11 protein-coding genes and 1 tRNA gene are annotated in these 13,034 nt (G+C 50.5%); 3 read left to right on the top strand and 9 right to left on the bottom strand.

What is annotated here, in order from left to right:
• Nucleotides 1-81: 81 nt before the first annotated feature.
• Both NQF86_RS03210 and NQF86_RS03205 read right to left on the bottom strand, forming a co-directional pair.
• Nucleotides 82-2,787, bottom strand: coding sequence for a valine--tRNA ligase (locus tag NQF86_RS03210; protein ID WP_266116149.1), 2,706 nt, complete (start codon nt 2,785-2,787; stop codon nt 82-84).
• Between the two features lie 98 nt (nt 2,788-2,885).
• A complete protein-coding gene (locus NQF86_RS03205) occupies nt 2,886-4,376 on the bottom strand; it encodes a TolC family outer membrane protein (protein ID WP_266116148.1) in 1,491 nt (496 codons plus the stop codon).
• Nucleotides 4,377-4,529: 153 nt separating this feature from the next.
• Here NQF86_RS03205 and NQF86_RS03200 point away from each other — a divergent pair.
• Nucleotides 4,530-4,603 (top strand) — tRNA-Cys (locus NQF86_RS03200).
• 100 nt (nt 4,604-4,703) lie between these two features.
• Here NQF86_RS03200 and NQF86_RS03195 read toward each other — a convergent pair.
• The 3 genes from NQF86_RS03195 to NQF86_RS03185 all read right to left on the bottom strand — a co-directional run bounded on the left by NQF86_RS03195 (nt 4,704) and on the right by NQF86_RS03185 (nt 7,313).
• Nucleotides 4,704-5,345: a phosphatase PAP2 family protein gene (locus tag NQF86_RS03195; protein WP_266116147.1), complete on the bottom strand. Its 642-nt coding sequence runs from the start codon at nt 5,343-5,345 to the stop codon at nt 4,704-4,706.
• A gap of 63 nt (nt 5,346-5,408) precedes the next feature.
• Nucleotides 5,409-6,392, bottom strand: coding sequence for a glucokinase (gene glk, locus NQF86_RS03190; RefSeq protein WP_266116146.1), 984 nt, complete (start codon nt 6,390-6,392; stop codon nt 5,409-5,411).
• A gap of 105 nt (nt 6,393-6,497) precedes the next feature.
• A complete protein-coding gene (locus tag NQF86_RS03185; protein WP_266116145.1) occupies nt 6,498-7,313 on the bottom strand; it encodes an SDR family NAD(P)-dependent oxidoreductase in 816 nt (271 codons plus the stop codon).
• Nucleotides 7,314-7,373: 60 nt separating this feature from the next.
• Here NQF86_RS03185 and NQF86_RS03180 point away from each other — a divergent pair, with 60 nt between their 5' ends.
• Nucleotides 7,374-8,552, top strand: coding sequence for a hypothetical protein (locus tag NQF86_RS03180; protein WP_266116144.1), 1,179 nt, complete (start codon nt 7,374-7,376; stop codon nt 8,550-8,552).
• 26 nt (nt 8,553-8,578) lie between these two features.
• Here NQF86_RS03180 and thiL read toward each other — a convergent pair whose 3' ends face one another.
• From thiL to nrdR, 3 genes are read right to left on the bottom strand one after another with little or no spacing between them, the layout of a single operon-like run.
• Nucleotides 8,579-9,523 carry a thiamine-phosphate kinase gene (gene thiL / locus NQF86_RS03175; protein WP_266116143.1) on the bottom strand — a complete coding sequence of 315 codons (945 nt, stop codon included), beginning with the start codon at nt 9,521-9,523 and terminating at the stop codon, nt 8,579-8,581.
• 12 nt (nt 9,524-9,535) lie between these two features.
• Nucleotides 9,536-10,018: a transcription antitermination factor NusB gene (nusB, locus tag NQF86_RS03170; protein WP_266116142.1), complete on the bottom strand. Its 483-nt coding sequence runs from the start codon at nt 10,016-10,018 to the stop codon at nt 9,536-9,538.
• On the bottom strand, nt 10,015-10,494 hold the full coding sequence (nrdR, locus tag NQF86_RS03165) for a transcriptional regulator NrdR (RefSeq protein WP_266116141.1): 480 nt from the start codon (nt 10,492-10,494) through the stop codon (nt 10,015-10,017). Before nrdR ends, nusB begins: the two co-directional genes overlap by 4 nt.
• Nucleotides 10,495-10,655: 161 nt before the next feature.
• On the opposite strand from nrdR, the gene NQF86_RS03160 reads away from it, so the two are divergent.
• A complete protein-coding gene (locus NQF86_RS03160; protein WP_266116140.1) occupies nt 10,656-11,141 on the top strand; it encodes a copper chaperone PCu(A)C in 486 nt (161 codons plus the stop codon).
• Between the two features lie 11 nt (nt 11,142-11,152).
• Here the strand turns inward: NQF86_RS03160 and recQ are convergent, their stop codons facing one another.
• Nucleotides 11,153-12,997, bottom strand: a complete 1,845-nt coding sequence (gene recQ, locus NQF86_RS03155) for a DNA helicase RecQ (protein WP_266116456.1) — start codon at nt 12,995-12,997, stop codon at nt 11,153-11,155.
• Nucleotides 12,998-13,034: the final 37 nt, after the last annotated feature.

Here is a 13,034-nt window from a genome sequence, read left to right as displayed (position 1 = left end):
AACTGAAACTATAAAAATAGGAAGGCCTGCCTCATAAAAGAGAGGCAGGCCCTTTTTTATTATGGTGCCAGCGGGGGTAATTTAACTAATGCGCCCCAAAGCAATCTTCTGTTTCTCTAGTTCTTGTTGGAAGCTGGACAGGCGATCTCGGTTTTCTTGCACGACTTCAGGTTTTGCACGGGAGATAAAGTTTTCATTAGAAAGCTTCTTGTCCACCTTACCTATTTCCGTTTCCAGTCGTGCGATTTCTTTGTTTAGGCGGGCTTTTTCAGCATCCAGGTCAATGATTCCCTCAAGTGGCAGGAAGATGGTTGCCTCATCCAGAATGATCTGGGCAGCCATATGAGGAGGTTCAGTAGTAAGTGGTGACACCTCAGAAGCTCGAGCCATTTGGTCAATAGCTGCTTGCCATTTATGAGCACGCTCAATCGTTTGCGCAGAGGCGTCACGCAGCAACAAAGGTGCCTTCTGTGAAGGTGGCACATTCATTTCAGAACGAACGGTTCGCACATCACTGATGAGACGGATAACCCAATTCACTTCATCTGCTGCAGCGTCTGCGCCCGGAATCTGTGTCTGTTCCGGCCAATTAGAAACTGCGAACGGGCCTTGATAACCAAGCTTCTGCCAGAGTGTTTCCGTAACGAAAGGAATGACCGGATGCATCATACGCAGGATGATGCCCAGAACATGAGCCCCTGCTGCTTTGAGCTCCTCTGCTTCAGCCCCTCCTACCCGGAAGGTCGGTTTGGAAAATTCTACAAACCAATCACAGAAGATATTCCAGACGAAATGGTAACAGCACCGTGTGTATTCATCAAAGCGAGATGCTTCCAGCGCTGAATCTGCTTGTGTGACGGCCTTACGGGCTTCTTCCAGAATCCAGCGGGCAAGTATGGATTTTGTTTCTGATGGGTTGAAGTCCGGACGAGGCTTCACATCATTCATCTGTAAGAAGCGGGAAGCATTCCACAGTTTTGTAATGAAGGCGCGATGTTCTTCTACACGCCCCCTGCCCAGCTTAATATCACGACCTAAGCCCGCTCCGGCTGCGATAGCAAGTCGAGTTGCATCAGCGCCATATTCAGCAATCAGATCCAGTGGATCGATACCATTGCCGCGCGATTTGGACATTTTTTGTCCCTTCTCGTCACGGACGAGACCATGAATGAGAATCTTGCGGAAGGGTACATCCCCCATGAAATGGAGACCCATCATCATCATTCTGGAAACCCAGAAGAAAATGATGTCGAAGCCAGTGACCAATGTGCTGGTGGGATAATAGAACTCCAGTTCAGCGGTCTTTTCAGGCCACCCCAGTGTGGTGAACGGCCAGAGTGCTGAGCTGAACCATGTATCCAGCACGTCCTCGTCCTGTGTCAGTGTTACGGAGGGCCCCGCCTGTTTCTGAGCCTCTGCTTCACTTTCAGCGACATAGGTTTTCCCGTCAGAGCCGTACCACGCTGGAATTTGATGTCCCCACCAGAGCTGACGGCTGATGCACCATGGCTGGAGCTCTCTCATCCATGCAAAGAAAGTATTTTCCCACTGTTTAGGCTCAAAAACCATTTTGCCATTTTTGACAGCATCGACGGCAGGCTGTGCCAGCTTTGGCGCATCACAGTACCATTGCAGGGTTAGTCTCGGCTCAACAATGGCTCCACCACGTTCGGCCGTAGGGACTTGCAGAACGTGTGGTTCAACTTTCTCCAGCCAGCCCATTTCCTCCAGTTGTGTGATGATTTTTTTACGGGCTTCATCGCGATGCAGACCTTCCAAAGACTGAACGAATGTTAGATCGCTTATACCATCATGCTCTGATAGCTCGGAGCGAATTTCATCCAGGCTGATGCAGGCGCTTTCATCAAGAATGGTTGGTGCAGGGAGGTTATGCCGTTTACCAACTTCAAAGTCATTGAAATCATGTGCTGGGGTGATCTTGACCGCCCCTGTTCCTTTCTCCGGATCTGAGTGTTCATCGGCTACTATGACGATGGAACGACCCGTTAGCGGAAGAATGATTTTTTGCCCCACTAAATCGGCATAGCGGTCATCTTCAAGATTAACGGCTACGGCAACGTCACCTAGCATCGTTTCCGGCCGTGTTGTGGCAATGGTAATTGTTTTGCCGTTTTCCAGAGGATAACGGATATGCCACATGGAGCCCTTTGTTTCTTTGTTCTCCACTTCCAGATCGGAAATGGCAGATCGAAAAACAGGGTCCCAGTTAACTAGACGCCGATCACGATAGATCAGGCCTTCGTTATAAAGCTGAACAAAAACCTTACGGACAGCCCGTGAAAGCCCCTCATCCATGGTAAAGCGTTCACGTGTCCAGTCAGCAGAGGCACCAAGGCGGCGTAGCTGCTGGATAATTGTGCCGCCATATTCTTTTTTCCATTCCCAGACACGCTCAATGAAAGCGGGGCGACCAATAGTTTTCCGGTTAATGCCTTCTTTATCTAATGCTCGTTCAACGACCATCTGGGTGGCAATACCTGCATGGTCGGTTCCGGGTTGCCAGAGTACATTGGCCCCCTTCTCTCGTTGCCAACGGATCAGGATATCCTGCAATGTGAATGTCAGAGCATGCCCTAGATGCAATGTCCCTGTCACATTAGGCGGTGGGAACATGATAGAATAAGGATGGGCACCATTTTCTACCTTAGCTGTAAAAATGCCATCCTTTTCCCACTGGGAATATAGCGTTGTCTCGTAGTCTGCCGGGATAAAAGCCTTTTCCAGCTGAGATTCAGTTAGAGCGGCATGGGGGGTATGTTCAGACATGGTTTCCCAGAATGTTGATTTTATCGTGTAAGGTGGGTTTTTTCATACCATCAGCAGAAAAACTTGCCGATAGGCAGCCTTTGAAAATCTTTGTTTTCTTAGCGCCCCGGAAGATTCGTCTGATAGTCTCCGATACCCCAAAGTCGATTTTTAACAGCGCGGTAATAAGCCTTTTCATCATAGAGAGGAACATTCAGCTTAAGGTCCACAGCTGTCAGCCTACCCATAGAACGGGCAATATCATAAGATGCTGTAACCAGTGATGTGACGTTCTGGATTAAATCTCTCTGTGCCTGCAGTAATGTTGCCTGCTGTTGTAATACGGACAAAGTTGTAGCTGTACCGACAAGAGCCTGTCTCTCCACACCTGCAAGAGCTGCAAGATTGGAGGAGACAGCAATTTTGTGACTTTCGAGTGTTTCCTTAAGTGCTACGTAGAATTGCCAACTTGCTGATGCTTGCTGAAGGGCTAAACGTCGCTGGACATCAACTTCATGCCGGGCAGCGATGGCAGTTTGTCGAGCTTGTCTGATAGCAGAGTACTCACTCCCTCCCTGATAAATAGGCACCTGAAGATTGAGCGAAGCGTATTTATTATCCTGCAGTGAATGATCCTGACCTTGGTCACGAGATCTTTGATAGCCCAAACCAGCTGATAGTTTTGGCATGATGGTTGCGATCTGCACCGAAATGTTATCTTTCTGTTGTGCCTCATTGAAAAGAGCAGCGATAACATTAGGGTTATTTCGTACGGCTTCCATGACCGCTTCTTGTTCCGTTTTCACCGGAAGTGCCAGCGGCTGAGGTGGAACTAGATCAGGTGGAGCAGGAACGCCAACTGCCTGAAGATAAGTTGCCTGGATAGACTGTATTGTTCCTTCAATCTGTTGCCGTTCGGCTGTCGCTGTTGCCAGAGCCCCCTGTGCCTGTGCAACATCAGTTCGACTGAGTTCCCCTAATCTGAAGCGCCGGTTTGTAGCATCAAGTTGTTGCTGCAGAGAGCGTTCATTATTGATACTGACCTGCAAAAGTTGCTTATTTCCAACAAGGCGGACGTAGGCATCCATGGCATTATAAAGCACTTCCTGCTCGATTTGGATTAAACGGGCCCGTTGTGCAAAAATCTGGTTTTTAGCCATGTGAATACCAGCAACTGTTTTACCACCCTGATAGATAGGCTGGTTGAGTGTCACTGATGTATTGTATCCACCGCTATTATAGCGTTGCAGATTGGGGAATTTTACCTTTTGTCCATTTACTGTAGTTTGCTGTTCATATCTGCTTTCCCCTTTATAATATGTAAGGGCACCGCTTCCTGAGATAGTTGGTCGCCACCCTCCCATTGCCGCTGACATTTGTTCATCAACCGCACGTAATTGAGCTCTGGCTTCACGTAATTGAGGGTTTGTTAAATAAGCTAAGGAAAGTGCTTCATTCAGCGTATGTGGGATAAATTCTGGATTGTTTGCAGCCATTGGAGCGTTTTGAGCATAGGCCCCTTCTGATATCAGACTGACGCATATGAACAGGCTACCCCCAAGATGAATGGACCGTTTGATTCTCGGAAATGACAAAGGAAGAAACTTCATGTGATTGGATCGCCGGTCTGATCATCAGTTACTGGGATAGGTTCGAGGCGGATTATAAGGGAGAATGTCTCTGAAAATAAGTGAAAAATGCCTTACAGCGTTTTTCCCTATTGACCCTTATGCATTTATCTTTAATAAGGGGGCAACACATGAGGTCTGGTGGCAGAATGGCTATGCATCGGACTGCAAATCCGCGTATGTGGGTTCGATTCCCGCCCAGACCTCCAGTGTTCTTCCCTACATCTAAAATTACCTTTCATTTCTGTGATTAGTTAAAAATTTAAAAGAAAATAAAATAATGATTATGCCAACTATAGATTTACGACTTTACTTTACTCGCCTTACCGTTTCATACAATTTACGTGCAAACTGCTCCCCTGCTCGAACATCTGAAACCCAATGCATTCCACAAATAACACGACTTTCCGCAAATTCATGGGCCTGTTCCAATAACTTCTTCTCTTTATCGGGAAACATTCCTCCCAATATCAAAGCAATTGTGTAACCTCTCACCGTATGCCCTGAAGGATAAGACCAACTGGTAACGAAGCGCTTATAATTAACAACACACGTTCTTCCTCCGTAATCAATAAAAGGACGCCTTCTGCGCCAGATATCTTTTTCTCGTGACATGGCCGAACGAGCCAGCGCCTGAGCTTTTTCAAGACGCCTTTTCAATTCTCGTCTATCCGCATCGGTCAGACGCAGGTGACCTATATCCAAAAACTTCTGAACGGTTTCCTCATCACTTAGAGTTGCATCCAACATGGCCTGATGCCACCGTTCAGATCCTTCTAACTGACGAGTTGCAAGATAGACTTTTTTATCTTCCGCAGCTTCTGCCGACATCATATCAGGTGGTGGCGCCAACCACGCATCCGAGTGAGTATTCTGATACTGACCAGTCACAAAGCCGTAACATCCGGCCAGCAAAACAAGACCTGATAAAATTACCGTTGAAAAACGCATTAAATTATACACTCTGATGCAGCAAAAGAATGGGGGCTAGCTCCATCACCAGCCCCCGATCGCTCATGCCATATCTGAATGAGCGACCTTACTTGCATAAGCAGCCGCAGCACCGTACAGGCCCGGCTGTGGATGGGTAATGATCTTCACAGGCATCTCCCCCATCATGGCTTCAAAGCGTCCCTTGGCAAGGAAACGCTCAGCAAAGCCCGATTGCGGAAGAATATGCGCCAGACGCTGACCAAGCCCACCAGCAACAACAACACCATGAGCTCCGTGTGCGAGTGCCAAGTCTCCAGCAACTGCGCCAAGGCTCAGGAAAAAGCGCTCCAATGCAGCAGAAGCAAGTGTATCACTTCCCTCCATCGCTGTGGTCCACAAGGTCCGATTGTCCTTGATGGTAATCGGCCGATCCTGCAGCTCAGCAATGACCTCATAAAGATTGGTCAGTCCGGGACCAGAAACGATTCGCTCAACAGAAACACGCCGGAAGCGATCACGCAGTGCGCGAAGAATGTGATCTTCAATTGCATCCAACGGTGAGAAATCCATATGACCGCCTTCTGTTTCGATCACATGATACCCATTCTCCCCCCTCAAAAGGGTAGCAACACCAAGGCCCGTCCCTGGGCCGAGAATGGTAATGGTTCCCTTAGAAGGAAGATCAATATTAGGGCCACAAAGGTGGTTCATATATTCGGGGCCAACCTGGGCCACAGCGTGCCCTACAGCCCCGAAATCGTTGACCAGCACGAAATCATCAAGTTTCAGACGGCTACCAAGCTGAGCTGGCTGGATGATCCACGGATTGTTGGTCATCTTCAGCACGTCACCCGTGATCGGACAAGCAACAGCAATCCCAGCCTCACGTGGGACAGGTCGGCCCAGCTGCCGCTCGAACGCTTCCCATGCCAGAGCGAGAGAGGCATGTTCGGCACATTTCAGCGTTGTGGCTTCCCCGAGGGATACAACATGCCCATCCTTAATTTTGGCAAGGGCAAATCGGGCGTGGGTCCCACCGATATCAAGCGCAACAATTTCTTTCATGCGATCTTTCCTTCAATGCGCAGAGAGACATATTGCCCCCTTTTCCCACGCCAACCTCATAGCTGCAAGCACCCACCTACCGGAAGGCGATCATATTGAAATGAATTACGCCCCCCCCTCTCCTTCAGGGTGCTGCATAACATCCAAACGGCGCAGAATTCTGTGTGCAATAGGCCGCGGCAACGCCATTTCCAACAGCCGGGTCAGCTGGAACACCCATGGGAACACCAACACGCTTCTACCTGAATTGATGCTACGGGCAATTTTACGAGCGGCCTTTTCCACTGGCACCAGAAAGGCCTGTTCACCATCCAGTCGCTGGCTCATGGGCGTATCAATGAAACCCGGAGCAATGAGACAGACACGGACATTATACGGCGTCATAGCCGCCTGAAGTGCCGTGCTAAAGCGCCCCAACCCTGCTTTGGAACCGCTGTAAACCGTTGCCAGAGGCAGATCATGGAAAGATGCGACAGACCCCATGATCCCGATACGGCCATGCCGGCGGGCAGCCATACGGTTAGCCATCTCAGTCGCCATGGCAACAGGTGTGGCAAAATTGACCATCGACATCTTGAGAGCCGTATCAGCTGATTCTGCCAAAGCATTATGAGGACGAATATCAGCCATACCAGCAGAAAGAATCAGAATATCAACAGCCAGCTTATCATCCGCCTTGATAAGCTCCTTCAGAGCCACTTCGGCCTGAGTCAGGTCAATGCTGAGTGTATCGACACTGGCACCTTTCGTACGCGCAGCAGTCGCCGTTTTTTCCAGTCTTTCTTCACTCCTGCCCCACAATGTCAGATGAACACCAGGGCGAGCATAATACTCCGCCAAGGCGGCTCCGATGCCACTGGAAGCGCCAGTTATGAGGATGTGATGCCGGAGCGTCGTTGTGTTCTTTTCTGGTCTGGACATGAAGCCCCTTTCTTTTTTGCCCTCTAGCGGGAAAGCCCGTGTACGAGTATAGCCATTGCTATGCAATGTGAAGCGCCAAACTCTCAGTCTGCCGAGGTCGATGTTCGTCCCGTTACAACACGGGGAGATCTACGTCGTTTTATCACACTTCCACGCCATATCTATAAGGGAATGGACGGGTTCGTTCCCCCCTTAGACATGGAGCAGAGACATCTGCTCAACCCCAAGGAAGCGCCTGTTTTTCGCCATGCGGAAATTCAGTACTTCCTCGCCTGGCGTGGTGATCGGCCTGTTGGGCGAATCGCTGCTATAGTCGATCTTAAGGCAATTGAGCACTGGCAGGAAGTGATCGGTCAGTTTGGGGCGCTAGATGCATTGCCTGAATTACCAATTGTTTCCGCACTTCTACAGGCTGCTGAAGATTGGCTGAAAAAACGGCAGATTTCTAAGGTGCGTGGCCCAGTAACCCTCAGTGGAAATGCGGAGACTGGGACGATGGTGGAAGGGCAGCTTTCTGCCCCTATGATCGCCATTCCATGGCATCCAAAAGGACTAGATGAGCTTATCCGTCAATCCGGTTACGAAAAAGCACAGGATCTGCTGAGCTACCGACTGGAGCTTGATGAAAATACTGAAAATAAGTTCAAGGTCCCCGGCAATCTCAGGCTGGGCGAAGGACGTCTCAGCAGCATCACGACCCGTGATCTCTCGAAGAAAGAAATAACGGCGCAGGGTGAAGTTCTACGCAAGCTTTATAATGATGCGTGGTCGCATAAATATAATTTTGTACCCATGCAGGATTATGAAATGTCGGCCATGATCGAGCAGATCAAGCCCCTTCTACGTCCTGAACACTATGTACAGATTGACCAGAATGGTGAGCCCGTAGCCATGGCGATGGTGCTACCCAATCTTTACGATATTGCCGGTGACTTGGGTGGTGCCCCCTCTCCTCTTGGCTGGATGCGTCTGGGCTACCGGCTAGCAACGCATAAGTTCCGTTCTGCCCGCGTCATTCTGCTTGGCGTATCAAGCAAGCTGCGTGGCACCATGCTGGGATCACTCTTACCTTCACTCGCCATTGTTGAGCTCATGCGCCGTGGCCATACACTGCCTTACAAATGGGTCGAACTGGGCTGGGTGCTGGAAAACGATACAGGCATGCGTAATCTAGCTGAATCGCTCGTGCCACACCCTCACAAAACACATCGTCTTTATGAAAAGACCCTTGCTTCCTGATTTTGGGAAGAAGGGTCTTTGTCATTTCAAAAGTGCTGCCAGCCCGTCCGTGAAAACTGTATGGGCTCTCCTCGGCGATCCAGCATCTTCACACCGCTGCCAGCGGTGACTTCCCCTATTTGTGTAACGGGAACATCTCGCTCACTACAATGAGCCTGTAAGGCTGCCTCTTTCTCTACCGGACAGGTTAAAAGCAGCTCATAATCATCTCCCCCCAACAGGATCAATTCCCTGTGATGGGTCATATGAGCTTTAACAGAAGGCAGAAAAGGCAGTTTTTCTTCAAACAGAGTAATCGCTGTTCCCGATTCCTCTGCTATGTGACCACAGTCCTGCACCAAACCATCGGATATATCCATGGCCGCACTGACAATGCCATATAGCGATAGCCCAACCCGCGGCATGGGCACCCGATAAAACTGCACTAACGCCTCATCAACGCCATCAATCCTGCCAAGCCGTGCCTGCAACCCAAGAGCTGCCCGACCTAGATTCCCGGTAACCCAGACCCCGTCTCCTGGACGGCTGCCATCACGCCGCAAGGCTTCGCCCTGACGAACCGTTCCCAGAATGGTGACATTCAGCATCAATGGAGATGGGCTACCTGTGGTATCCCCTCCCAACAGACTAATGTTGAATTGCTTCTGATCTGCTGCCAACCCAGCAGCGAATTGTGCAAACCAACCATCATCATAATGACGCCCGGCTGGAAGGCTGACATTCAGCATATAATGCCGAGGGCGACTTCCCATTGCGGCGAGATCGGACAAATTGCAGCGCAGGAGCTTCCGGGCGATCGTGTCGGCAGGATCGTCAGGGAGAAAATGAAGCCCCTCAACCATGGTATCGCTCGAAAGGACCAGCTCCTCGCCAGCAGATAGACGCATGGTCGCTCCATCATTGCGAAGCTCCATAGCCCCCTCGCCCGCTAATGAACGAAAATGGCGAGCTATGAAATCAAATTCTCCCATGACGTTCGATCCTTATTCTGCCTCCCGCTCACCAGTTTTCTGACGAGCAAATTTATCCAGAATACCATTCACCATCTTTGGCTCATCACCACTGAAGAACCCATGAGCAACGTCCAGATACTCATTAATGGCAATCTGTGCCGGAAGACCCGCCATAATTTCCCCGATAGCTGTCCGCAGCAAAGCCCGGAGTACCGGATCAAGACGATTCAGCGGCCAGCTTTCCGGCAGTAGGGATGTTAATGCCTGATCTATAGCATCCTGCCGAGTAACCGTACCCCTAACGATCTCCTCTAGCAGGTTAAGGTCTGCATCAGGGATATGCCCTTCCTCAAAGCTGGCCGTGGGAGCGATATGCCGATGCCGGATGAACTCCATCAAAACACTCTCAGGATTAGCCCCTGTTTGCTCGCACTGATAAAGCGCCTGCGTTGCTGCCATACGGGCAATGGTCCGGCTGCGTTTCCGCTGTGTAGAGGATGACGATTCAGTCATGAAGGCTCCTGAGAGGGAGGATTGGAAGTCTTACTCATATCCACGAGAATCTTTGAGAAGGCTTCTATTTCCCTGAAATCTTTGTAAACACTGGCAAAACGGACATAGGCCACACCATCCACATCACGCAAAGCATCCATGACCAGCTCTCCGATCTTATAAGACGGAATTTCCTGATCTCCTGATGATTCCAACTGCCGGACAAGCCCATTAAGCAGCCTTTCCTGCCGGACCTCATCAACGGGGCGTTTTCTCAAAGCGATACGAATGGAACGAGCCAACTTGTCACGTTCAAAAGGAATGCGACGGCCATCCGCTTTTATAACGGTCAGCTCTCTAAGCTGCACACGCTCTATGGTCGTGAAACGCTGAGTACAGGCACAGCAGATACGCCTCCGGCGGATAGCTGCTCCGTCCTCTGTAGAACGGCTGTCCTTGACCTGCGTTTCCTGATTTCCGCAAAAAGGGCAGTGCATGGCATATTCCAAAAAGCAACCAGAGCAGGGTCTTACTTGACCCCACATGCAACGCAGTTTATCGGAAATAGCAGCATTGAGGAATATGAAAGGGCCTTTTTCTTTATGATCCCGCTACATTTTCCTCAATTCAGGTAGCAGAAACAAGGATAACGGAAACAATGATGCGTACTTCCCTGATGACGATGGCCATGCTGGCCAGCCTGGCTACGGGTACCGCACTCGCTGCCGACAACACCACCCCCTCCATCAAAGACATTTCCATTACCGATACAGCGCTGCACACCCGCTACAAGGATGCGCCTTTCGCCTTTGGGACCTTTGCCCTGACCAATCAGGGGCAGACTGACCTCCTACTGCAAGGCATTTCCTCCCCCGGCTGCGCATCGGTCACGTCAAACCGTAATAGTCAGGTTGCAATCCAGTCCCCGCGGGAAACATATAACATCTTTCAGAGAATGGCCGTCCCGCATGAAGGAACACTATATTTCCCCACAACCGGCTATCATCTGATCTGCCATAGCCTGAAGGTACCCTTTAAACCGGGCAACAAGATGGACTTCATCTTTCACTTCCAGAATATCGGTGATGTAACTGCATCCTTCACCATGCAGCCCATCGTTGAAGAACCTCATGTCGGGCCCTGAACCCTTTTTTATTACGAAGGACCGTTCAGAATGGTCAGGACAGCATCGCCATAACGCTCGATTTTGCTCTGACCAACTCCCCGGATATCTCCCAGTGCCGACCTGCTAGCAGGTCGGGCCTTAATGATGTCACGTAAGGTGACATCACGGAAGATGATGTAGGGCGGGATCCCCTGTTGATAGGCTTCCTCCCGCCTCCACATCTTCAGCTTCAGAAAATACTGATGTTCTTCTTCTGAGAGGTCATCAGCCGGATCGCTCTGAGACGTGCTTGATGCTGCCATCGCATGGCGCAGAGAGGCATCTTCCCTCAGGCTGACTACAATATCCCCTCTCAATATGGGGCGGGCAGTATCCCGCCGAAGGCCAAGCCCCCCATGATCGCCCGTCATGCCGATGGCTCCACGTGCAATCAATTGCCGTATGACCATACGCCACCATGTGTCTGTTTTGTCTTTGCCTATCCCAAAGACGGAAAGATGATGCAAGGCATGACGTTCCACTGCTTCAGTCATTTTTCCCTTAAGGACAGCAATCAGCTGTAATGCCCCAAAACGCTCCCCTGTCCGGTAGATAGTGGAAAGCACTTTCTGAGCAGCCTCGGTAGCATCAAACGTTGATGGAGGGTGTAAGCAGTTATCACAGTGGCCGCAGGGCTCATGCAGCGTTTCCCCAAAACAGGCAAGGATGGCCTGCGTTCGGCAGCCTGTTGTTTCCGTAAGAGAGATCATGCTCTCTAACCGCCCCTGCATGGCACGCTTTTCGCCCTCTGGTGCCTGAGATTCCTCCAGCCAGTAACGAGCCCGCGCAACACCCTCACCACTATAGAGCAGCAATGTATGAGAAGACTCACCATCACGCCCAGCTCGGCCAATCTGCTGATAATAGCCTTCTGGTGAAGCCGGTATATCGAGATGAATAACAGCCCTGACATCAGGTCGGTCTATTCCCATCCCAAAAGCGATGGTCGCTGCCACAACCATGGGCTCACCGGAACGGAAACGCAGCAGAACATTTTTCTTTTCCGCTGGGGGAAGTCCGGCATGAAAGGCAAAGGCCGTATAGCCTTTTTCCCTTAGTTGACGGGCCATCGTTTCTGTTTTCTTACGGCTACCACAATAAACGATGGCTGCCCCCTGCCCCATATGGCGGCTCAATGCGTCCAGCACCTGACGGATTTCAGATAATTTTGGCTGTGCCTGAAGAAAAAGATTTTTCCTATGGAAACTTCCCATCAGAACATGAGCCTGAGGCATATCCAACGCCGTGAGAATATCACTGCGTGTCCGAGGGTCAGCCGTTGCTGTCAGGGCTATCCGTGGGACGCCCGGAAAAAGCTGCTTCAGGTTAGCAAGCTCTCTATATTCGGGCCGGAAATCATGTCCCCAAGCAGAAACACAATGCGCTTCATCAATAGCAATGAGCGACAAGCGGCATCGTTTCAGAAGATTCAGCGTGTAAGATGTGAGCAGGCGCTCAGGAGAAATATAGAGCAGGTCCAGTTGATCGCATGTCAGATCTTCTTGAACCGTCTGCTGGTCCTGATAGTCCATTTCGGAATGGAGAGAGGCCGCCCTCACACCCAGCTGGCGTAACCCGGCTACCTGATCTTCCATGAGCGCTATCAGGGGGGAAATAACCAGCCCCACGCCCTTTCGGCACAAAGCAGGCACCTGATAGCAAAGGCTTTTGCCTCCCCCTGTCGGCATGAGGACCAACACGTCCTCACCATTCATTACAGCGCTGACGGCGTCTTCCTGCAACCCCCGAAAGGTCTGGAAGCCAAAAACCCGATGAAGGACATCCTCTGGAGTGTCACCAACATGCCGAGGGAAACGATCTATCGGGTTTCCTATACCCTGACACGTTTCCCCAGCTTGATAATCATACCCG

Source organism: Bombella pluederhausensis, from assembly GCF_026385525.1.
Lineage (GTDB): Bacteria > Pseudomonadota > Alphaproteobacteria > Acetobacterales > Acetobacteraceae > Bombella > Bombella pluederhausensis.
Note: the sequence above shows the minus strand (reverse complement) of the source record. Positions and strands in the feature narration are given on the sequence as shown.

What these genes read in the sequence shown, in the direction of transcription:
- NQF86_RS03210 (WP_266116149.1), bottom strand. Translation starts at nt 2,787, where the DNA reads ATGTCTGAACATACCCCCCATGCCGCTCTAACTGAATCTCAGCTGGAA.
- NQF86_RS03205 (WP_266116148.1), bottom strand. Translation starts at nt 4,376, where the DNA reads ATGAAGTTTCTTCCTTTGTCATTTCCGAGAATCAAACGGTCCATTCAT.
- NQF86_RS03195 (WP_266116147.1), bottom strand. Translation starts at nt 5,345, where the DNA reads ATGCGTTTTTCAACGGTAATTTTATCAGGTCTTGTTTTGCTGGCCGGA.
- glk (WP_266116146.1), bottom strand. Translation starts at nt 6,392, where the DNA reads ATGAAAGAAATTGTTGCGCTTGATATCGGTGGGACCCACGCCCGATTT.
- NQF86_RS03185 (WP_266116145.1), bottom strand. Translation starts at nt 7,313, where the DNA reads ATGTCCAGACCAGAAAAGAACACAACGACGCTCCGGCATCACATCCTC.
- NQF86_RS03180 (WP_266116144.1), top strand. Translation starts at nt 7,374, where the DNA reads ATGCAATGTGAAGCGCCAAACTCTCAGTCTGCCGAGGTCGATGTTCGT.
- thiL (WP_266116143.1), bottom strand. Translation starts at nt 9,523, where the DNA reads ATGGGAGAATTTGATTTCATAGCTCGCCATTTTCGTTCATTAGCGGGC.
- nusB (WP_266116142.1), bottom strand. Translation starts at nt 10,018, where the DNA reads ATGACTGAATCGTCATCCTCTACACAGCGGAAACGCAGCCGGACCATT.
- nrdR (WP_266116141.1), bottom strand. Translation starts at nt 10,494, where the DNA reads ATGCACTGCCCTTTTTGCGGAAATCAGGAAACGCAGGTCAAGGACAGC.
- NQF86_RS03160 (WP_266116140.1), top strand. Translation starts at nt 10,656, where the DNA reads ATGATGCGTACTTCCCTGATGACGATGGCCATGCTGGCCAGCCTGGCT.